The sequence below is a fragment of the Candidatus Poribacteria bacterium genome (genome assembly GCA_026706025.1).
Lineage (GTDB): Bacteria > Poribacteria > WGA-4E > WGA-4E > WGA-3G > WGA-3G.
In genome coordinates this window covers 38,701-60,690 of sequence record JAPOZO010000102.1, presented here as the reverse complement: position 1 = coordinate 60,690, position 21,990 = coordinate 38,701, and the positions used below count along the sequence as shown (strand labels likewise).

Below are 21,990 nucleotides of genomic sequence, written 5' to 3'. Positions count from 1 at the left end.
TCACCCGGACAGTACACACAGCCAAGCCCACAGCTATCACCGTCTCCACCGCAGTATACACAGCCTGACCCTGTTTTGTCGGATTCTCCGGGAACTTATAGTCAGCCTGAAGTTTTATCCGCTTCACCCGGACAGTACACACAGCCAAGCCCACAGCTATCACCGTCTCCACCGCAGTATACACAGCCTGACCCTGTTTTGTCGGATTCTCCGGGAACTTATAGTCAGCCTGAAGTTTTATCCGCTTCACCCGGACAGTACACACAGCCAAGCCCACAGCTATCACCGTCTCCACCGCAGTATACACAGCCTGACCCTGTTTTGTCGGATTCTCCGGGAACTTATAGTCAGCCTGAAGTTTTATCCGCTTCACCCGGACAGTACACACAGCCAAACCCGGTGTTGTCTGCCTCGCCACCACAGTACACACAGCCGAGTCCACAGTTATCGCCGTCTCCAGGGCAGTACACACAGCCGGACCCTGTTTTGTCGGATTCACCGGGAACTTATAGTCAGCCTGAAATGCTGTCCGCATCTCCAGGACAGTATACGCAACCGAATCCGGTGTTGTCTGCCTCGCCACCACAGTACACACAGCCAAGCCCACAGTTATCACCGTCTCCAGGGCAGTACACGCAACCGGACCCGCAACTTTCACCATCACCGGCGGCTTATAGCCAGCCTGAGCCGCAACTTTCACCATCACCGGCGGCTTATAGCCAGCCTGAGCCAATTTTAACATCGACACCACCAGGCATTTTGGTTCTTAACGATAATTCATTTAGGGATTTAGTTATTGCGAATACGCCATTTCAAGATTATTCGGGTAATCTTGTGATGAACTCGAATAGGGTTTATTATGGCGTGCCTGCTATAACGGTGCATGCGGTTCTTGCGGATTTCGGGACAAGAATAACGGCACTGGAAGGTGATAGTTAGTTGTAATTTTTGTAACTCTTAACGATAGGATGAATTATGTCGATTGCGATGGTATCCGAGCAAAACATAATTATTGATACAGATTACCGCCTGCCGGTCTCAATTACCGGTAACCCGACAACTGTGGAGGTTACTGGGGATATGAAATACTTCGGATATGATTGGCGGTCATCCGATAACGAGGTAAAAATCTATGGGACTCCGAGAGAGTTGTTAAATGGATTAAACTGGCACATAGAAGCAACTTATTCGGACAATACTATACTTGAAAGGGATATAGCGTTCAATGTTATACCCGCCGCACCGATTTTTGGTACGTTGCCGGATATTCATCTGTATCGGGGTGTGCCTATTAATCTTCCAATTCCGATTGCGAATCCGCCGAACGAAGTCACTGCCAATACTTTATTGCTCGGCTTAGGATTGGAAACGAACTCGGAAGGTGCATTAGTAGATGGAGAGATTAGTGCGGATGCTAATTTCACGGTATCGCAAGGGGTTATCGAACTGGTAGCACCGCATATAGGAGGTGATGTGATGAAAAATCAACCGTATACGATTGAAGCAGGCGCGCCGCCCGCATTAGGGACACCGGTTGTGAGCGGACTGTTCGGGAATTTTGCGGAAGTTACTCTCCCGGACGTACAGCACGCCATCGAATATGAATGGCAGTTTGATGGTGATGATAATTGGAATCGATTTGGTACAGGGCGCGGGAATATCGACCTGCGGAATACTACTGTTGAACCCGGACACTTAAGCGCGACCATAAAGTTCCCCGTGGTATCCGGTGCAAACGCTTATCAGTATCAGATCGAAAATGTTGATAGCGGGGAATTGACCGAATGGACAGATGCGGTTATCACAATCGCGAACAATATGATAACGATAATTATCCCAAACCTTGAAGAAGGTCAGGTGTATAGGGCCTTTTTTCGTGTAGCAAGCCCTTGGATCTCTGATACGCCTGTTTCTGTGCTGGTTTATGGAGGACGAACTGTTTATTCCATTGAGTATAAATCATCAGATAGAACCAATAACGAGCTGTATATTTTTCACACGGGGGCTCCTAACGGAACTATAGCGCCTCGTATAAAAAGGTTGCTGCTGCCAACTACTTTAATGAGACCGGATTTCGGCGGACTTGCTGTTAATCGTAATGGTGATGTTTTTATACTGAACTTGGGTGGTTCAGCTGATGAAAAAGCACTTTATACTTTTGAAGCGGATACGATAGAAAGTGCTGCCGACGGATCTCGGCTTACGCAAGATAGAAAAAATACTTTTCCAAGCGCAGCCGGTGCTAATCTTATCGCTGAAGGAATGGGGGAGTATAATAATGAATTGTATATCTATTTCAGTCAGGGACATACGCAGTGGCGAGGAATGTCAGTGATTCCTATACCGTCTGCCAATGGCACAGAATTAACAAGGAGAACTGGATCGAATACTGTAAGTATTAGTGCTGAAGGACTATCGGTAACGGCAGAAGAAATATGGGGACGTATTATAAACCGTGTCCATAATACTTATAGATTACGGGCTTTTGATCGTGAAAAATTTAGTCAAAATAGAGAGATTCCTTTTTACAACCAGAGTGCACAGACTCAGATTACTATTGGCACTGGATTTAAGGTGATAGGTAATAATATATATAGCAGAGATTCCACTTATCTTACAATTTTTAGAATAAACCCTGAAGTTCACGCAACTCGTTACATTTGGGATTTTCATCTGTTTCTACCATCTGGTTTGGACAATCCGGTATTTTTAGACGCATTAACATAATATTATGGCAATCAATGCAACTATAACCGCCCCTTCAGGCACACAACCCGGAAATTTCACAGTCAATATAACGCTGGAGGTTAGCGTTACAGATTTAACGGCTGCCACGCTTACGGTCACACCTGTGTCGGGCAACGGTATCACAGGTGTGATGTTTGAAGTGCTGCCGGATGACGATATGAATTCGGCGACGCATAACGTGATGTTCCAACTGCCCGAAGATGTGAAGGGCTCGCTGCAAGTCGCGATCACGGGGATGGTGACGCGTGAGGGCAGCAGTACACCGGAAGCAGTGGTTTCAACGCCGGTGACGGTGGCTTACGATAACATCACAACGATCTCTGTCGCCTTCGGCACAGTGGACTATCGAGACAGTGGCGTGGTCGTGCTCCCTGTCACTTTCGGTGAGAATGTGATCGCGCCGAGTAAGACAATTTTTCAGTTTAGCGATCCGAGTAGCAACGCCGGCGATGGGATTTTGGGGATAGCGGCGTACTATCTCGTTGGCGAGGATGCGGCGTATGCGTTGGTCGTTCACATTGCGGAGGAAAAGCAGGGGCGGTTTGTGGTGTCGGCGGATGGATACGCTCTGAAAGCGAGTAGTGGCGTTTGGGATAACGTGGTGGTTGCCACACCGAAAACGGTGAGTTACGGGACCATCGTCCCACGCATCGTCGATTACGAGATACCCGCGAATTATGACCTCGGCACCCCTGTTGATGTGCTCGTTGCATTCAATGTATTGGTCACAGGGTGGCACGTCAATAATACGCTGACAGAGATTTTTATCGAGGAGGGCGTGCGACTCGGGACAGCACTCCCCTATAAATGGACTGGCACTTCGCCACCGGATATACATGCCGCCATGCCTGCCGATCTGACTGGCACCGACTGGACGCTACTCGCAACACCGCCTGCGGGCGATCCGACACCGAACCAGAACGGTTTTGATACCGATGGCCAATGGCACGGCGAAGAAGGACAGTATTTCTTGATAAGGTTCCCGGATCCCCAAAATACCGGTATCCTCAACCTCACCCTCAGAGAAAACGCCGTTCGCGGTCCTATCGGCAGCTAACACCCTTGTAGCATAGGCTGTTAGCCTGTGCTGAAAAAAGGTTAGGTTGTCTCGTTTAAGTCAAGAATATCATTTAGCCCATCTTTTTTAATACTGTAATCCAACAATTTGGATATAATAGCTAAAAGGAACACAATTATGATCGGACTCAACGCAAATACAATTTTTAGCCCATCTGTATCTTTATCCACTTCTTTCAGGAAAACTAAAGAGATCATCACTGTTGGAACAAAAACTTGAAAAGCACGAGACCAATCATCAATAATTTGTTTCCAACCCGCTAATACTTTCCACGTGGGACTTGGTATCTCAAAGGAAGGTTCATGCATTTCAAATAGTTCTGACTCATACACTTTATCCTTTTTAGGGCAACAAGATTTTACTTTACTGTGTTTCATTGTAACAGGAACATCCCGACATGGATAAAAAGTTTCATCAGGCTGCTTTAATAAGTGTTCAAGAAGACACTGCGCTTTTGCAGTATAAAAATCTCTTCGCGAAGTATCACAGTCCATTGCCATTGATAATCTAATCTCCCAAAGAATATAAAGAATGTGTACCAAACTTAATATCCCTATTATCCACGGAGAATTGTTGTTTAACAAGTCAAAAGAGTTGTTTTTATACACTTGATAAACAGCGAATGCCAGCAACGTTGTATAAGAAATAAAGACCCGAAACTCGACTTGCCGCCTTTCATTATGTCGACTTGCACCAAATTCAGCAAGTCGCATCATTCTCTCAAAATCGTCTTTATGTGAATTGCTCATGTTGTAACTCCGTTCTCAGGTTGTCTCAAAGTGTATCTTCTGAAAGATTTTTTCGCAGAAAACCGTACTGACAACTATTTAACGGTGCGTTAGGGATCGCGAACGAGACGAAAACCTGCCCAACTGGATCCCGCACGTTCACCGATGTGGATGGTGCGGCGCGCATATCGGTATTGTAGCTCAGCCGGTAATGTATCAAACTGATGTTCCCAAGAATTGATTGCGTCTAAACTGTGTAGGCTACCGCCGCCTCGGACAACGTATACTGGGGGTGTTGCCTCTGGCGGAGTAAAAGAATAGGGATCCTTGTAGTAGTTACCCTCCCACCTCTCCTGACAGAATTCGGCTGCGTTTCCGATCACATCGTAAAGTCCATAACCATTCGGGGCATAGGAGCCGACAGGCATAAAAGTAAAAGCACTGCCTGTGGAGTCGCCATCACTGCCGCCGACATCTCGCCCGGTGAATGGGTGAAATACGAAAGCCCCCTCTGCTGCCATCTGTGTAAATTGCCCGCTGCCAAGATACGAGATAATGATTTCTTGCTGCTCGGCAAGGGTTGGCGTAGCATCGCCCCACGAAAACCGTTTATTTTCAAGTCCGCCGCGCGCCGCTTTTTCCCACTCTATTTCCGTTGGCAGCCTTTTACCGATCCAGTCGGCATAGGCACTTGCGTCTTTCCATGTAACAACCGCCGGGAGCGTGTCGATGGATAAGCCCTGTGCTGCGCGTTCATGGTCCTGTAAGGAAGCCGGACTGTAGCTGGTGTCCTCCATAAATGCCTTGAATTCTGCATAAGATACCTCGTGTGTGTCTATCCAGTAGGCATCGGTGTGAACGCTGCGAACAGGTGCCGGACGGGTGGAGAGTGCGTTCGGGTTTCCGATTGTCACCTCGCCAGCCGGGATTAGCACCATGCCAGCATAGTCATCGCTTGTTATATCGTTGAGTGTTTGCGTTAGGTCTGCTTCGTCGCATGCCAGGACGCTGAGTATTAGGATGAGTAGGCAGTAGAAAGGGCGTTGAAGTCTATTCATTTTTTTTCCTTATCTGAATGCTAACCACTGCTGGAGCGCGCCGAGATGGAATCCCTGCCCAGCAAGTTCTTAAGAGTGTATCACAAAAAGCAAAAAAGCACAAACCAGTTATAAAACAAAAAAGGCGTGGCATCAATCACAAACCACACCGACTTCTATTCTCTCTTAACTGACAACTAACAACTGAAAGGTTTTCGCAGAAAACCGTACTGACTACTATTAAATATGAAAAGCGGTGGACAGGGAATCCACCGCTTTTGCGTTAGGTTAGTTCGGTTATAGACTTCTCCCTGAATAACCGAGTTGTTGCTATTACTGCAACGCTTTTAGTTCACCCCATGTCGTTGTGAGTTTACCAGCCGCTGTGACGTTCCCTTTCAGACGGCTCTGACGCAAGGTCTGAACCTGACCGTCAAGGGAAACATCTTGGATCTGGTAGTAGTAGACGACATTGGGTTTCGCAGATGTATCGGCATACTCGTAAGTCGTACGCTCACTCGTCGTGCCTTGACCTGCGATCAATTTCGTGTTAAGCTTCGTGAACTCACCGTCTCGCGTTTCACTCCGCAGGATGTTGAATCCAGCGTTGTTCAATTCAGATTCGGTGACCCAACGGATAACGACTGCGCCAGTGTCTTTCATCCGTTCCGGACGGAACTTAGAAAGCGATACGGGGAGCACACCACCAACGGTATGACCTGGGGAACTGAGATCAGTTCCGTGACCATAGGAGGTCGCGTCAAGCGTTGAAACGAACTGCCCGCTCATATCAAACCTATTCCAGGCACCTGACAGCTGCCCATTGATAGGATCGCCCATTATAGAAGCACGGACAATAGAGATACGATCACCATCGTCATTCGTACCCATTGGCAACATCCAAGCAGGATCTTCGTAGGATTGTGGATTTCTACGGACACGACCCGCACCTTCTGCGACAGCAGCGAGGTTACCGACTCTATCAGCCAGTTTACGATTCGCGTCCTTATTGTCCTTGCCCTTCGTTAGCAGGGTGATCTCAAAGCCATACTGACTCAGGATCAATTCACCGCGGTTGCCACGGAGCGTTTCGATACGTTCGTCTGGGAGTTTCGTATCATCACGACCCGGATAGGCGACAAGCAGGAACGTCTGACCCGGTGGGATCTTACCATTAATAGCGTAATCCTTATTCAGATCACCGGCGAATGTCTCACCACCGACATCTTGGTCATGGTTGATGATAGTAACGCGCCAACCGTCTAAATTAACACCGACTGTTTTTGACGTGTTGTAGAGTTCAATCCACTGCGGTATGTTCGCACGGCTACCCGTGGCGTACATAACTTCGCTGATAATCACAGGTTCCGCGCCTGCCTCGGTCTCATTACTTTGCAGGGCACCATTCGGATACCCAGGTGTTCCGCCGTTCTGATTATTTGCAGCGGCATTCCTTCTATAACCGATACCCGTCCAACGGTTATTATCATCACGGAAAGCTGTTTTGTCGTTCTGGTTCTTGTCTTTCGACTTCGTACCATCAATATCAGCAAACGCACGCTTTTGAACTATTCCCGCTGCTAACTTATTGTTATCCCAATTCGGTTGCGGGAAATTGGCTAGGGGCCATAGACCTGTAGCGTCATCATTAGTAGCCAAAGCTCTACCTGGCACATAACCTGCGACATCACGGACGTTGTTATCGTTGTTGGAACTGGTCCGATCACCGCGATTTCGCAGGATCAACACGAATTCGCCATCATCCGGCATACCGCTTTCGTTTAGATCGGTGGTAGTACCTTTCCCTTTGGCGGTCTTGAACGGAAGAACGATATAACGTGGGGATGTTTCCTGGTTGACACCGTTGATCTGATCACCTGCGCCCTTCGTAATATCCCAACCTGTCTGTAACGGATGATCGTCATCGCTTCTCGGATCTGTCGCCACGACAAGCAGGAGACTGCCAGCTGCCATCTTCCGGTCAGCATTCGGGAACTGAATGAACTCAACAGCGTTATGGTTGGCTTGGTTTGCACCTTTAGAGGTTACAATCGTGATTTCCCAGTTTTTGAGGTTAACTTCACCGTCAGTGACGTTACGAAGTTCAATCCATTCGTAGGCTGGATTGTCGTTGTTGGAAATCTCGTTAAAGATAACGGGTCCACGGTTCGCGGGCGTTGGTGTAACACCACCGAAGTTAGGACGCTCTTTCATACCAGGCGTGCCTTTATGGTTCGGTTTATACAACTCTGAGGATGCCGTCCAGCGATTCGATTGATGACCGGGTTCACCGTAGTTGTTACGCCACACGGAGACGAATTCCACTTTACCAGCACCTTCAGCATCACCGCTGTTACCGCTCTGACCAGGAACTGTCCATCTATCACCAGAAGGCGTGTTCATGAGCCAGTCAGTCGTGGTAGGTGTAGGAAAACGTCCTTCTGCTGCATTAAGCGTTATACCAGAAATAGCAAAGTCTTTAGCACCATCACCGGATGTGCGGTTATGGATTTCAATCCACTGGCCATCGTCATACGCATCGTCACCGATTAACCGGTTATCAACAGCCCACATAACTTCGCTGATAACGACCTGTCGAGTTGTCGCACCTGTAACAGTCAGTTCCAGTTTACCGCCTACGCTAAACAGTCTTTCCAGGTTCGGCATATCAGCCCATACGTGCACATCAGCCATCGAGGGGCCGTTGGCACCGAAGTAGCCCGATGTTACCATAGACGCATCTCGGACAACAACGAGGTAATCACCGGCTTCAAGCATGTCGCCCATATCAGTCTCGCCAGGATCAGTATACGTTGCCTCAGCAAAGAGAATGTTAAACGTTACAGGCATTCCAGCTGCAGAATCGCTGGGTGTTAGGGTCACCGTAACAGCTGCCCCTGGAACAGTCATCATAGTGGCAGTAGGCATCGCCTGCATCACTGTAACCGTACCGTCTACAGATGTATCAACACTATAATGCGCCATCGCACCTGCCGGAATCACACTAGTAACTTCCGCTGCAACCGTAACTGTGTCCATATCGGCATCCATAGTGGTATACATGATGTTAAACGAGCCGGTTGTTACTGCAGCTGTAGGTTCAGGTGTGGTATCACTAATAGTAAGGGTCGGACGCATGTTTTCAGCATCAAGCTCATCCACGATAGTGAACTTCGTCATTGAATCAGACATATAAGCATCACTGGATGCAGGATTCAGTGTTACGCCATGCGCATTACTTGTTGTTCCAGTCGCCACCGCATCTCTGGCTACATCTATAAATACCTCTATAGGCAAGTTGGACGCAGCAGGGGTAGCAGTAGCATCCCAATAAGCATCAGCAGTGACTTCAATTGGCACATCAAATACATTTTGCCCAGCATCACCAGTAACAGTACTACCGACGGAAACTCCAGTAGTAATAGGTGTTCCATCAGGTTTCCGGGCTCTGACCGTAACTTCGCTAGATGCTAACACAGCATCAGAAGCCAACGTTCCACTAAACGTGACTCTCACGTTAAAGACACCGGTACCACCACCCGCCGCTATCGTCAAAGCAGTAGGGTCAGTTGCAGTGGAATCAAGGAGTATGACATCCCGTCCGTCGCTTGTTCGAAGGGTCGCGTCCGCCGCATCAGGTGTCGCTACGATGGACATCACTGTGGGGTGAGTATCGTGTGTTGTAACTGCTGTTCCTGCTCTGCCTGCTGTTACATCAGCAGCATCTGTAGCTGCATCAAGGCCTTCTGTCAATGGATGCGAATGCGGACGCGGAGTGGTTGCATCATCACCACCGGCATTATCGTGCGCCATTACGGGCATCGCCACGAAAGCGAACATTAGAATTAAACTTGCTAAGGAAAATGTCAATCGATTTGACATAGGTTATTTTCCTCCAAATGTAATAGAAAAAAATAGTGTTAAGTCTCGCTTTTCAGCAAAACTTCCATTCAAACAGTCGAATGGATTCAGGGAAATAAACCCATTCTTACAAAATAAACTAACCTTTTTTTGTGCGGGTATATGTTCCCCGCGCCATTGTGCATAAGTGCCTATATTACGATGGGGTTACACTTTCGAGGTTCAAGACTTGCTGTTTGTAGGCATCAATGAGTTCCGCCTCGAATTCCTGCCAGACCTCAGACTTCCGCCAATTCGATACAGTTGTCTCGCTGAAGTCCAACGCGTTCGCGATTTCGCGGTTGCTTTTGCCATCAAATGACATCCGGCAAGCTATTAATAGTTGCTTCGCACTGACTCGTTTCGGCATGCGAAATCCCCCGTTCGGTAAAATTAGCGTCTCTAATGCAACGATTACATTTAATTATACGCACTAAAAAAAGATTTGTCAAGTTAAAAATCCCTTTTCCTTTGATTTAACGAGAATTAAAACATTTTGGTTGCAATTTGTCAAGAAAAAAAGATAAAAAAAATGAAAATAGCGGATAAGAAAGGAGTGGAAAAAAAAAAGAAATGGTGGGACTTTAACCCGAAACACGCGCCGATCGCATCCGTTTTTCAAGGTTCCCTACTCCCTGAAACGTAATGCCAGCGCGTGTTGACGGGTGTTTTTGTTTTCTGTGGAGGAGAATAAACATCTTCCTCACATTTAAATTATACGATAAAATTTAGAATTAAGTCAAATTTTTTTAAATTTTCTATAAAAAAACAGATTTCACGATATTAAATTAATATATATCTACCCTAAAATAGATTTTACGATATTAAATTAACCCAAATTGCTGTAGTAGCGCAAATTTTTAGTTTGCGGCATTCGCCGTGACACATGAAACGAACCCTACATCTCAAGGATCCGCGCCTTTTCCGCTGCATAGGCTTCGTAGACAGGGGCAAGCAGATCGACACAGAACTCTTCAGCGAGAATGGCGTTGATCTCCGCCGTGACCATCCCGCCTTCTCGATAGGCTTCTTCGAGGGACGCATAGCCTTCGAGGCGTTTACGGATGATGTGCGACTGGATTTTCGCACTCGCCTGCACAAGCAGTTCGGGGTGGGTGCGGACGGCTTGGCGGAGCAGGGCGTTCTTTTTCTCCGAAGTCTCAGATTCCAAGGCATCGAGCATCGCCTGTTGTTCTTTCGCTTTCCGTTCCGCAAACTCGGCTTGCGCGACCGGATCCTGATAGTTTTCCCGGACGGCTTGGATGATGAAGCCGCCGATATTTTTCACACCCGCTGCCTGTTTCGCAAGCCCTATCTTCTCTTGGATGTATGCCTCAAAATCCTTATAGGCTCCCAATTGTACATCCGCATCTACGGCTTTCCATTCCTGGTTAGCGATTTTCTCTGCCTCTCGGCGCGCCACACCGGCTTGGACTAACGCGTTCGCAACCGCAGGCAGGTCCTCAATATCGGGAAATAGGGGCTCTTGCGTGGCATCAACAGTTGTGAGTTCTCTTAACCGCGAGATCCTGAATTTCAGGAAACCGATTTTACGGCCATCGCGTTTCTGTTCGACCTCAACAAAAAAGTTCGTCAAGGCGTTAATCTCTTTGACCGCCGGTTTGATGACACACTGGTTCAACGTTTTGAAGGCTGGATATACATCACCCGCCACACCCATGAGCTCTCTAAACTTTTCAAGCGGTATGAACGGCGTTTCGCCGTGATCGCGAGCGGAATCGAAATAGTCGAAACAGAGCTCCCAGAGGATCAGCGCATGTCTATCCGAAAATCGGTTCTGCAATCTTAAGTTGAGTTTGGCGTAAACGCGCGGGTTATAGAGCTTCAATCGCAGATGCGGCGCGAACGCATACGTGCAGATACCTTTTTCGATCTCTGCGGATGCTAACAGCGAGGCAACGCCCCAGACCTGTTTCTGGTCTTTACCCAAAGTATTCCATTCAACGATGCACTCGGTGAGTGCTTTGAGCATATCCTTAAGATGCTCTTGATTCCTGCTGTTAAAACCTAACTTTTCAGAGAGTTCGACAACACTGACGCGATGCATCTCTCTATTCGGGAGTTCGTCATAAGCGTTAGCGAGTAAGACGTTCCAAGCACGGCGTTGTAAGTGCGTGATTTTTCCTTGAATCTGGATCGCTGGGCTGGCTTTAATGAATTCGTCGCGTTGTAATAGGTGCATAGGTTTCCCTCACAGTTATTGAAAAGGTGAACATTTTTGGGATTAAAGGTATACGTTTTTGGGATTTACTTTCGATTTTCCGCCGTTTGAGAAATAAAAGAAACGAAAATTCAGTAATTTTGCCACTTTTCTACCGTTTTATCGGCATTTTTACCCTATTTTACCATAAAGGTAAAATGTTCTCAAATAAAATCTTACCTTTAATCACAAAAGTTTTTACCTTTAACCTTAAATTATCCACTTTTTGACTTTATCGAGTTCTATTACGATTTGCCGCATGGATTCTCGCCTATAGCACAGCCCAGTCCTGCTTAATCACAAAAGTTTTTACCTTTAAGTTTTTTAATCACAAAAGCTTTTACCTTTAATCACAATTCCTTTTACCTTTAATCACAATTCCTTTTACCTTTAATCACAATTCCTTTTACCTTTAATCACAATTCCTTTTACCTTTAATCACAATTCCTTTTACCTTTAATCACAATTCCTTTTACCTTTAAGTCTGAGAATGTATGTGTGGCGTGGTCTCGTGGCACCCTTAAACAATTTAAAAATTATATATTAAAAAGTTTAAACAACAATTGCAAAAGAAAACGGCTCTCTGGACACAAAGAGCCGATAGTGTTGTTGTTTAACAATAAATAAATAAAACCGTTACCGTAGGGGTTGGGTTTCCCAACCCGTGCGGACGAGGGGACCTCGCCTCTACGGTCACTGGTTACTGGTCACTATTAACACCTCGCTGTCATGATCGTACGTCACCTCATCCACAGGCTTCCGCTCGTATGCCCATACCTCGCTCTGAAATTCCCATGCCGGCGGTATCAGCCAACCGTGTCGTGTTTCGACCGAGACCGCCGGATTATCCGATGGCAGCGGCAGTTCCGGCTCACAGAAGATGTATTCAATCTTTTTCAGGTTCCACTGTTCCCGCGCGGCATCCCATTCCTCATAGATCCGCTTCAGCACCGTCCGGAACAGATCGTTCTCATCTCGATAAAGCGACCGAACTTCACTGACGACCATAAAGTAGTTGTCAGTTGTCAGTACGATTTTTTCTGCGAAAAAATCTTTCAGTCGTCAGTAAAGAGACCTTTTGCATTGTCCCAACCCTCTTTTAACTGATAACCGATAACCGATAACTGATAACCATTCCCCCTGAAAACTATTTCCTTGTAAAAATTACTTATTATTTGTTATACTTATCAAGAATTATGTTTTTTAAACATATTCTGCGAACGCATCACAAAAAAGTGGTATTAATATGCGAAAACTGATATAATACTAACATAGCAGGTCTATATTCTTTGTAGACTACAAATTTGGTATTATATTTAAGGAGGATCACGAGGGATCCAGCCGCGAAACTATTTCCCTCGCGACCCTCAGCAATACCAGACCACTTGCGCAGTGGTATTGCCAACTCTTATAATAGCACAGACGATGGAAAATAGCAACGCTACTATTGTGTGTGTTAAATAAGAATGGGATAATTTTACTTGACTTTTCCTTTGGAAGTTGGGTATAATTATTATTGGATGGGCTGGAGACGGTCTGTCCCGGTCACTTTATGTGTCCGTAAAATCATAGCAGTGGCGCGGAGAGGCTCACCAATCCCTTTCATCGAAGGGATGTCCTCTCCAAACCCTCACTTTTGGTGAAGTGTTGATGCTATGGTTTGAAACGTTTCCCTCCCTTGTGGAAGCGGAACGTCACTGCAATACCACTTTTTATCAATAGATGCAGTGCTGCTTTTGCACTCGCTTTGCATCTGTATCGCTGCATCTTTATATTGTTGTACATCGGCAGTAGAAAGTTGCTTTTTGATGAGCCAACAGATATTCCTCCCACTCGGAGGGCTTTATCCAATTCCGTACGAGTTCGAGGCGGACACGATGCCAGTGCCGCGCGGGCAATTCTCTGTCTTATGGGAACTGCGAGACGGTAGGCTGACAAGTGCCGAAGCAATGATGTATCTCTGCCTTAACCACGGCAGCACTTGGAATTCAGGGGCAACGTGGTGCATGTCGGGACCCTACCTGTCAAAGTTGTTTGGCAGCGGAATGTCAAGAAGTTATGTCTTGAAGACATTAACCAGTCTGAAAAACAAGGGTTGGATCGAAACCATAGACGAAGACAATCCATCCGGCTATCGCTATCGGATTCGGCATCATCTCTGTGATCCCGAGGACGTACCTGTTGACCAAGACGGTAAACCCTTGAAGTTCGCTGTGCCGCGCGGTCCCGGCGGTCCGCTTGAACGGTGTTTCGATGGCGATATTTCATGGAAAGCCGCACTCGTCTGGATCGTGTTGAAGCTCCGATCAAACTGGAAAGCACACGAGGATACAGCAGGACAAACAGAAAAGGCGACGCTCCTGGAGCTCTCAAAAAGGTGCCGTGTGAAGAACGCCGGCTTTCAAAAGATTATCACCGAACTCGCACAAGCCGGCATGCTGCAACGGCTCACACCGAAGTCAAAAGCCGCTGTGTTCCAACTCTACCCAAAACCGTTCCTGCGTCCAGTTCAGTCCCAAACACAGAAACGACAAGAATGGGCAGGCGGCAGATCCCTTGAAACAGATGGCGAGTACTGGTATTCCGATAATCAGCAGTATCGGTGTGGCCTCGAAACAGGTGAAATCGAAAGGAAACAACGCGGCGGGATGTGGAAAACTATCTCTGAATATGAGAAACACCAAGTGATGCCCAGTGCTATACTTCGGGATTTTGAGCGCGCTATCGACGCTAAACGTGTTGTCGAATCCGCGCTTTTCTCTTAAATACTTGTTGGTCGCGCGATCCTTTTATTAATTAATTTCTTTTTAAAGAGTACTTATATAGCCAAATTCGCGCTTTTCACGAACCCAGTAAATACAAGGGTTAAAATACTTATTAAAAATAACGGGGTGACACTATGGGAATTTTGGGTGACACTATGGGAATTTTGGGTGACACTATGGGAATTTTACTCGCATATTTTGTAGCATAGGAGACCGTTGGTTTCCTGTGCAATCTTCTACAGGAACGGATACCATGCACGCTGAAAACCTTCATACCGATTTTAACGGATACCGGAATATGAAACTTTTCTCTGAAGGCGGGATCACACCGTCCGGCGAGTGTTGGGTGTCGCCTACAGCGGTTTTCCTGCGGATATGGAACAGTCCTGCCGGCGTGCATGTAAAAAAACAGGGTTTCCGACTACAGGACAACGGCAAACAGCTCGGCGCATCCCAAGACCGGATCCTCATCTGCCCGCGGAGATAGTTAACAGTTGTCAGTACGCTGCGCTTTCAGTTATCAGTTAACAAGAGGAACGTTAGTTATTCAACCCGCTCTCAACAAACCGCAAGGAAAGTTAAAAATATGAGCAAATATAACGGGAACGGTAAGAGTACCGTTGAGAAACACCACTTTGACAATCCCGAAGCACTCCCGATCGGAAACGGTATCAGTATCGCCGCCACCGGTGAAGGAGATACACCGAGCGAGGTGCAACTCTACTGCAAGGTGCCGGGCGCGCAATTCGCTTCGCGTTTTACGTTCCGTGAGCCTGTGCTACTCACCGATTTTATTGAGCAGCTCATCGCTTACAGGCGTTTGGTTTTCCCGGACGCACCCGAAATCGACACCAACGCTACACTTGACGATCCCAAGGAAGTTGATAAATGAAATACCATCTCGCAATTCTAAGTCCAGGCTGGATAGAACTCATCCTCGACGGATCAAAAACCATTGAGAGCCGTTTCACGAAAGTACGCTGTGCGCCATTCGGCAAAGTCCATGCCGGTGATACTGTCTATCTCAAGGAGAGCAGCGGACTCGTGAAAGGCATGTTCACAGTCGAGAAGGTAGAAACTTATGAGCACTTGACGGACGGTCAGATATGCGATCTATTCTATAAGGAATATCGTGAACAGATTTTTTCGTCGCTATCTGCTTTGATGCATCGGCCGCCTGATAAATGGTTGACCGCCAAGCACGCCACGCTTATCCATATCAGCGATCCTGTAGCGTTTGACAATCCGTTCCCGTTCCCAAAACGTGACCCGCGGGCATGGGTTGTTTTGGATACACCGCTCCATAAAGGAGACATGTAGCACAAACTTTCCAGTTTGTGTCTTATGTGTCGTAAAAGGAGATAAAGATGCGAGGCATAGCTGTTGCATTGCGCAACCAGAAATTGAGACAAATGTATCCGGCAGGGGTCCTCATCTCAAATGTGATCCAAGGGTATGAGGGCGACTACTTATATTATGTAGAAATGACGAGCCTCAAAAACGGGCACACGATCAAACCAATCGGGTGGCGAGGTGTCCTCGGTATCGTTCCTGCAACCCACGATAGAGACGCGTTGATAGAAACACTGAAGAAAGCAGGGGTGCAGGTAGAGGAGGCATAGCCGTATGAATTCAGAATGGGATATGACGCTCAAAGAGATTTCCGAGCTGCCGTTTATTCAAAAGTCTTGCATCTCCATAGAAGTAAACAAAAAAGAATTGGTAACCGCTATAGCGATCCGAAGCGGGATTAACCTCAGAGAATGCTATCAAGAGTTGCACGCTCTCGATAGAAGCCCCTATTTTGATTTAAAATGGTTTGTCAATCGTAATGGAACAGAAAGCGTTCAAATCTCGATAAGAGACGTAAAAAGGTTAACCCGATGACAACATGGCTACAATGTGCCGCATGCAACGAGATGTTTGAAGTCTCCAACGAGATCGCCGATGCCATGACCCGCTGGCGCGCTGAATCCGGTGAACCGTTCGCCTGCGGAGAATGCGCCGGCGTTGACGAAATCATTTCGATAGAAACCGAGACAGATAAAGAGGAATAAAACTGATATGACCAAGGCATTGCTCATCATCGGCTGCTCCCAACGCAAAGTCTCAACGCATCCATCTCAAACTCTTTATGCGATGTACCGCTATGATGGTCCCACCTACCGTTGTCTGCGGAAACTCTATCGTGAGGGACGTTTTCCTGATAACCTTGATGTGCTGATTATTTCAGCGAGGTACGGGTTGCTGCAATGGCGTGAACCTATCCTGAACTACGAGCAGAAAATGACAGCTGCACGCGCCGACGAACTCAGACCCTTTGTACAAGAACGCCTCAAAGAAATTGTAACGGTTCAGCAGTATGACCAGGTGTTCATTAACTTGGGCAAACGCTACATGCGGACGCTGGCGGATTTCCATTGGGGAAACTTGATCTCCACGATGGAAGCCTCCGGTGGCATCGGACAGAAAACGCAACAGATGAAGGTGTGGCTTGAACAGATTTATGGGAGGTAGACCATGAGTGCTAAGCCGACCGAGCTCGGATACCATAAAAAGGATATCGGACGGTGCAAGTACTGCCGAGAGGTAATCTTGTGGGGGTACATGTTCGGCAAGAAACACCCTTACGATGTATCTTTCGACGAGGCAGGCACTCCCCAGAAGAACGGCTCACACATGGATACCTGTCCAAAATGGAAATCGAGAGGATTGAAAGCACAGGCAGATGCGCATACCGCGGCGATCTGTCAATGGCAGAAATCTTGTAAAGTGCCTAAAGAACATCCGCCAATCGACTATAAAACCGTCGAGTTATTTGATGTCCCAGAACGGCATGCCAACCCTATCGCCTTGAAACTGGTGCAACGTGGTGGTCCCTTTGAGAGTTGGCACCCCGATGATCTGATCCCGCATTTCAGGACAATAGCCGTCCGCGATATGAAGGTGGTCGCGGTACTCCTCACACCCGCCATCTATAACCGGATCCATGAGCATCTGCACGGGTTCGCGATGTCCGTCTTTTCCGACATGGCGGAACGCAAGCCGGTATCCGTAGCAGGCTACCGATTGGAACCGAGTTGTGTACAAAACTGATTGAAATCCTGCAAGGTTGCAAGGTTGCAGGATTGAAGGATTGCACGTATTCAATATATCAAGGTTGCAAGCACCGGAGAAGTTTATAGAATGCCAGCGTTTACCTATCAAGAAATCGACTTCCAAATTTCCCTCAAGGAAGGGTTCTACCATTACCAGCAGAAAGTCTCGCCAGCATACCGCGTCGACGGGACAGACTTAGACTGGGCATCTATCGTCGTACACCGTTTGCCCGGTCATTTCCGGGAAGACCAGTGGTTTGTCTCCGAACAGACCACTGGCAGCTCCATCGAGATACCGCCGACAACATCGCGCGATGAAGCCGTCCAGCACGCCATCGCCAAAATCAAGGCACTCGGACAAGAAAGGTTCCAGAAGGCACTCAAACGCACCCAAACCCAAAAGGAGCGCAAATGGAAACCCAACCGATAACAACTGTGGATGTCCACCGCTGTCCGTTTTTGGTGTTGTCCTTTTCGCAGGTGTTAATACTTCATATATATTATGTTTTTTAAAAAACGCTGAAAAATTCGCAGCATTTCGCAGCCTGTCGCAGCATTTCGCACCGGATCCTGGAAAAAAAGACAATTTCTTAAATAAAATTGAATGGCTCTGGTCTTGAAACCGAACCCGCAAAGCTAACGTTTTATCTCCATGCAGGTTTGAAATCCTGCAACATTGCAATCCATCAATCTTGAAATCCTGCAAGGTTGCAACCCTGCAGAATGGAGATAATACTATGAAGACCTTAGCCGTCCTTTCCCGGAAAGGTGGCACCGGCAAAACAACCCTCGCGATTCACCTTGCCGTCGCCGCTGAACGCGCCGGGCATACGACCATTCTTATTGATCTTGATCCGCAAGCATCCGCGGCGAAATGGAACGACCATCGCCAAGGCGACACACCTTTCGTCGTAACCGCACCCGCATCGCGATTGCCGGAAGTTTTAGACCGTGCCAAAGCCGGCGGCGCGACACTCGCAATTTTGGATACCGCACCGCATACCGAGACGGCAGCCCTGGATGCCGCAAACGCCGCACAAATGGCGTTGATACCCTGTAAGCCGGCATTGATCGATCTACAGGCGATTACCTCAACAATCAATGTCATCCGTCTCGCCAACGTGCCCGCACGGATCGTCTTTAACGCTGTTCCGCCAAGAGGCGATCGGGCGGAGCAAGCGCGTGAAGCCGTCAAACCGTTTGACGTGCCCTGCGCACCGTGTGATGTCGGTGACCGTGTCGCGTTTGTCGATTCCTATAACGCCGGACTCACAGCACAGGAGTACGAACCGCGCGGAAAAGCGAGTCGTGAGATCAGAGACCTTTACACGTACATATCAGCGGAAATGGGAGTATAGAATGCCGAAGAAAACGAATCTCGCAGATGCTTTTAAAGTAGATGAAAACGCACTGCAACCGAAACCTGAACTCCAAGTCGTTGAGCCTCAGCCGAAGCCTACCGCGAAAGCGAAAAAGAAACACATCGGCGGCTATTTTCCACCCGATGTCTACCAACAGCTGAAAGTCCTCGGCGCAGAAACCGGTATGACAACCCAGGACATATTAGCGGAAGGTCTAAACGCCGTCTTCCGCATGCACGATAAACCACCCATCGCGTAAAGTCGAAAAAGAATGCGGAGATAAATCGTGTCAAATTTAACGAACATTGTCATATATATTTTGATTTTTGCAGGCGGCTTTCTTGTCCATAAGTTCGTTTTTGCGAATCGGGAGCAGCGGGAATCCAAGGGCTGGACAAATAGGGAATTTGATTCTACACTGACACTCCTGGGTTTGTTCATCTTGGTTGGAATAATGCTTTTTATGTTTCAGGACGATTTAAAGGAAGATGCTTCGCTCGTCATGATTTCAATTTTGGGATACGTTGGACTGGCGGTAAAAGATGCGTTTCCCCCCGAAAGTGGAAAAGGGTAACACACAGGACAGGCTTTTGGAAAGCGTTCTATGAGCATTCTCGCAAACTTTTTTTTATGATTTCTAAAACTTATTGGACAATCTTAGAAAATGCAAATCGCGACCTGTTGATGTGTTTTGAGAAACTCAAGAAAGCGCGCGCCAACGGCGATCCGGAAGGCATCAAACAGGCGCGGATGGAGTATTTGCAGGCGTTGCAGGTCCTCTACACCGATGCCCAGAACGCCGTAGCAGAGCCAGCGTTTAAATCTTAGTGGCACGCGATAGTTGAAAAAAAAGGATTGTAATTTTTTGAACTTTGTAATATACTTTTCATTAACTTGCTGGACAGGGATTCCACCTCGGCGCACTCCAAGTGCCGAGTCCTGTCCGTACCTGTGGAATGGTAGATAGGCGAGTGACAAGTGTTCCTTGTTAAAAATCAGTTTTTATACGTTGACTGGAAACTTTCACTGGGGAGCAACGATAGAGCCTTCTTGGGCGGCTCGCTTGTGCAAACGGAAGTATTCATAGACTCTAATTTTTTGGAAGGAGTATGATTAATGAAAAACGGATTCCTCTACGAATTCAACTGCATTGAAGATGGTGAGTGGAGATCTGAAAAGGTAACCCTTGAAGATAGACTTGTTCAGAATTTGCGACGTTATTGGAATCTTCGTTATAATTTAGAGCGTCGGTGGATCCAGCAGCGTCTTTTGGGTGATGCCGCTGCTATCTGGCGTTTCAAGAGACAGCAACGAGAAGGACGTAAAAGGCTCATTCGCGAACTTCAGGCATATCGTAGCAATCGGGAATTAGCCCCCGATCTCCATCAAAGTTTGGAAAGTTGGTATCTACAGAACCAGAAAAAACGCATGGATATTGCTTGTATTGTTAAATGGCTGTTAACTTCCTCATGGGCAGAGAACCCTGATCTTTTCGGTAACGCCAAAACTTGGGAACAGAACTTACAGATAGACTCTGAAAAACTTTGGCGAACTTGATCCGACAGAGATAACCCATGAGAAGTTGAAATTACTGCTGAGGAAGATTAACACTAAATTCAAAAGTCTTGCCTCCCCCCACTGTAGCAAGGGAATAAAGGACTGGAGACTGGAAAATCCAAGATAAACGATCAGTCTGGGAGTGACTGATAAGAAGATAATCCTCTATACAGGACGATAGAAAAAAGATGAACAACATTACTCAAATTGTCAATGACTTTGGCGAAAGCATTGTTCAAGTAGATGGCGACATTCCTGTTGATTTGTCAACAAAGGATGGCGATAGGTTTTTATTCATCAGTTATGATCAGAGTATCCTAACGCACGGCTTGCACAAATATCCTGCTAAGTTTTTCCCGGAATTGCCGCGTTGGCTTCTTAAACGATATTCTCAAGAAAACGACAGGATACTCGATCCGTTTGCTGGGAGCGGCACTACAAATGTTGAAGCACTTCTCTCAAAACGCCACTCTGTAGGAATTGATGTCGATCCATTTTCCCGCTTCATTTCAAAAGTGAAAGTAACGCCTTTGGTGGAAAAAGAAATGAAGTCCGCGCAAAAAGCCCTGTTGGAGGCTGTTCTTCATTATAGACCTTCACTGGTTAATGAATCAGATCTACCGGATTTCCCTTACAGAGACAACTGGTTCAATAAAGAAATTCTATTAGAGATAACCTATTTAAGAAAGCAGATTCAGTCCCTTGATAATAACGAAGAAGTTAAAGACTTCTTCAAGGTCTGTCTTTCCTCTATCATCCGTTCCGTCTCTAATGCTGATAACAATTGCACCCGGACAGTAATCCGCAAGAAATTAAATAAATCAGTTAATCCTAACGATGCTTTGAAGCGATTCGTGAAAGCACTCGAAGTCAAAGTTCCCAAAATGGTAGAATTCTCTCGAAACTGTCCACCTAACATAACTGTCGAATTTCCAGAGGACATGGAGGCAAGGAACATCAAATATAACGCGAATCACTTTGATTTAGCGTTAACGTCACCACCTTATGTCAATGCTGTTGACTATCCGAGAACCCACCAATTGGAGATGTATTGGCTTGGCTTTGAACAAGAATCATTACTTACTCTAAAAAAACAGAATGTCGGAACAGAAAGTGTTTCGGCTCAGCATTACAAGGTTGTACACAAAATAGGTGTACCAGAGGCGGATAGAGTGATAGCAAACATTTTTATGCAGGATCCGAGGCGTGCGTACATCGCCTTTAAGTATTTAGACGACATGCGAAAAAACCTTATCGAAGTCCACAAGGTTTTGCGTGAGGCCGGTAGATACGTTATTGTTGTCGGTAATAATCGTATTAGGGGACAGGTCTTTGAGAATTGGAAATATCTCATGTCAATTGCCGAAGATATTGGGTTTGGGATCGAAACTTATTTTGGTTCGGAAATTATCAAACACTTTATTAAGGTTCCGCGGGGAGAGCGTATCAACACAGACTGGGTTCTCGTTTTGAAAAAATAAGGAATAGAGGTAATAC

25 protein-coding genes are annotated in these 21,990 nt (G+C 46.8%); 19 read left to right on the top strand and 6 right to left on the bottom strand.

What is annotated here, in order from left to right; genetic code table 11:
• The 3 genes from OXH00_26245 to OXH00_26235 form a co-directional block, all read left to right on the top strand.
• A partial coding sequence (locus tag OXH00_26245; GenBank protein MCY3744533.1) for a hypothetical protein occupies nt 1–939 on the top strand: 939 nt, incomplete at its 5' end.
• 36 nt (nt 940–975) lie between these two features.
• On the top strand, nt 976–2,727 hold the full coding sequence (locus tag OXH00_26240; protein ID MCY3744532.1) for a hypothetical protein: 1,752 nt from the start codon (nt 976–978) through the stop codon (nt 2,725–2,727).
• A 4-nt stretch (nt 2,728–2,731) separates the two neighbouring features.
• Complete coding sequence (locus tag OXH00_26235) at nt 2,732–3,805, top strand: hypothetical protein (GenBank protein MCY3744531.1); 1,074 nt, start codon at nt 2,732–2,734, stop codon at nt 3,803–3,805.
• Nucleotides 3,806–3,846: 41 nt separating this feature from the next.
• Here the strand turns inward: OXH00_26235 and OXH00_26230 are convergent, their stop codons facing one another.
• The 6 genes from OXH00_26230 to OXH00_26205 all read right to left on the bottom strand — a co-directional run bounded on the left by OXH00_26230 (nt 3,847) and on the right by OXH00_26205 (nt 12,720).
• Complete coding sequence (locus OXH00_26230; GenBank protein ID MCY3744530.1) at nt 3,847–4,575, bottom strand: hypothetical protein; 729 nt, start codon at nt 4,573–4,575, stop codon at nt 3,847–3,849.
• Between the two features lie 89 nt (nt 4,576–4,664).
• Complete coding sequence (locus OXH00_26225) at nt 4,665–5,612, bottom strand: SUMF1/EgtB/PvdO family nonheme iron enzyme (GenBank protein ID MCY3744529.1); 948 nt, start codon at nt 5,610–5,612, stop codon at nt 4,665–4,667.
• Nucleotides 5,613–5,924: 312 nt separating this feature from the next.
• Entirely contained in the window at nt 5,925–9,473 is a 3,549-nt protein-coding gene (locus OXH00_26220) for a lamin tail domain-containing protein (protein MCY3744528.1), read from the bottom strand.
• Nucleotides 9,474–9,648: 175 nt separating this feature from the next.
• The gene (locus OXH00_26215; GenBank protein ID MCY3744527.1) at nt 9,649–9,861 is read right to left on the bottom strand and encodes a LuxR C-terminal-related transcriptional regulator; all 213 of its coding nucleotides are present in this window, start codon (nt 9,859–9,861) and stop codon (nt 9,649–9,651) included.
• Nucleotides 9,862–10,389: 528 nt separating this feature from the next.
• On the bottom strand, nt 10,390–11,694 hold the full coding sequence (locus OXH00_26210; protein MCY3744526.1) for a replication initiation protein: 1,305 nt from the start codon (nt 11,692–11,694) through the stop codon (nt 10,390–10,392).
• A 711-nt stretch (nt 11,695–12,405) separates the two neighbouring features.
• Nucleotides 12,406–12,720: a hypothetical protein gene (locus OXH00_26205; GenBank protein MCY3744525.1), complete on the bottom strand. Its 315-nt coding sequence runs from the start codon at nt 12,718–12,720 to the stop codon at nt 12,406–12,408.
• A gap of 800 nt (nt 12,721–13,520) precedes the next feature.
• Here OXH00_26205 and OXH00_26200 point away from each other — a divergent pair.
• The 16 genes from OXH00_26200 (at nt 13,521) to OXH00_26125 (ending at nt 21,974) form a co-directional block, all read left to right on the top strand.
• Nucleotides 13,521–14,477: a hypothetical protein gene (locus OXH00_26200; GenBank protein MCY3744524.1), complete on the top strand. Its 957-nt coding sequence runs from the start codon at nt 13,521–13,523 to the stop codon at nt 14,475–14,477.
• Nucleotides 14,478–14,703: 226 nt separating this feature from the next.
• Complete coding sequence (locus OXH00_26195) at nt 14,704–14,964, top strand: hypothetical protein (GenBank protein ID MCY3744523.1); 261 nt, start codon at nt 14,704–14,706, stop codon at nt 14,962–14,964.
• 99 nt (nt 14,965–15,063) lie between these two features.
• On the top strand, nt 15,064–15,369 hold the full coding sequence (locus OXH00_26190; GenBank protein MCY3744522.1) for a hypothetical protein: 306 nt from the start codon (nt 15,064–15,066) through the stop codon (nt 15,367–15,369).
• Nucleotides 15,366–15,797, top strand: coding sequence for a hypothetical protein (locus OXH00_26185; protein ID MCY3744521.1), 432 nt, complete (start codon nt 15,366–15,368; stop codon nt 15,795–15,797). Before OXH00_26190 ends, OXH00_26185 begins: the two co-directional genes overlap by 4 nt.
• A gap of 47 nt (nt 15,798–15,844) precedes the next feature.
• Nucleotides 15,845–16,099, top strand: coding sequence for a hypothetical protein (locus tag OXH00_26180; protein MCY3744520.1), 255 nt, complete (start codon nt 15,845–15,847; stop codon nt 16,097–16,099).
• Between the two features lie 4 nt (nt 16,100–16,103).
• Entirely contained in the window at nt 16,104–16,364 is a 261-nt protein-coding gene (locus OXH00_26175) for a hypothetical protein (protein MCY3744519.1), read from the top strand.
• Nucleotides 16,361–16,534, top strand: a complete 174-nt coding sequence (locus OXH00_26170; GenBank protein ID MCY3744518.1) for a hypothetical protein — start codon at nt 16,361–16,363, stop codon at nt 16,532–16,534. Before OXH00_26175 ends, OXH00_26170 begins: the two co-directional genes overlap by 4 nt.
• Before the next feature lie 7 nt (nt 16,535–16,541).
• Nucleotides 16,542–16,994, top strand: coding sequence for a peroxide stress protein YaaA (locus OXH00_26165; protein ID MCY3744517.1), 453 nt, complete (start codon nt 16,542–16,544; stop codon nt 16,992–16,994).
• A 3-nt stretch (nt 16,995–16,997) separates the two neighbouring features.
• Nucleotides 16,998–17,573, top strand: a complete 576-nt coding sequence (locus tag OXH00_26160; protein MCY3744516.1) for a hypothetical protein — start codon at nt 16,998–17,000, stop codon at nt 17,571–17,573.
• A gap of 90 nt (nt 17,574–17,663) precedes the next feature.
• On the top strand, nt 17,664–18,005 hold the full coding sequence (locus OXH00_26155; GenBank protein ID MCY3744515.1) for a hypothetical protein: 342 nt from the start codon (nt 17,664–17,666) through the stop codon (nt 18,003–18,005).
• 307 nt (nt 18,006–18,312) lie between these two features.
• Nucleotides 18,313–18,933: an AAA family ATPase gene (locus OXH00_26150; protein ID MCY3744514.1), complete on the top strand. Its 621-nt coding sequence runs from the start codon at nt 18,313–18,315 to the stop codon at nt 18,931–18,933.
• A 1-nt stretch (nt 18,934) separates the two neighbouring features.
• Nucleotides 18,935–19,195 (top strand): hypothetical protein, encoded by a 261-nt coding sequence (locus OXH00_26145; GenBank protein MCY3744513.1) that lies wholly within the window; start codon nt 18,935–18,937, stop codon nt 19,193–19,195.
• 27 nt (nt 19,196–19,222) lie between these two features.
• A complete protein-coding gene (locus OXH00_26140; GenBank protein MCY3744512.1) occupies nt 19,223–19,510 on the top strand; it encodes a hypothetical protein in 288 nt (95 codons plus the stop codon).
• A 56-nt stretch (nt 19,511–19,566) separates the two neighbouring features.
• Nucleotides 19,567–19,764, top strand: coding sequence for a hypothetical protein (locus tag OXH00_26135; GenBank protein ID MCY3744511.1), 198 nt, complete (start codon nt 19,567–19,569; stop codon nt 19,762–19,764).
• A gap of 288 nt (nt 19,765–20,052) precedes the next feature.
• Nucleotides 20,053–20,493, top strand: a complete 441-nt coding sequence (locus OXH00_26130; GenBank protein MCY3744510.1) for a hypothetical protein — start codon at nt 20,053–20,055, stop codon at nt 20,491–20,493.
• 188 nt (nt 20,494–20,681) lie between these two features.
• Nucleotides 20,682–21,974: a DNA methyltransferase gene (locus tag OXH00_26125; protein MCY3744509.1), complete on the top strand. Its 1,293-nt coding sequence runs from the start codon at nt 20,682–20,684 to the stop codon at nt 21,972–21,974.
• The last annotated feature ends 16 nt before the right edge of the window (nt 21,975–21,990 follow it).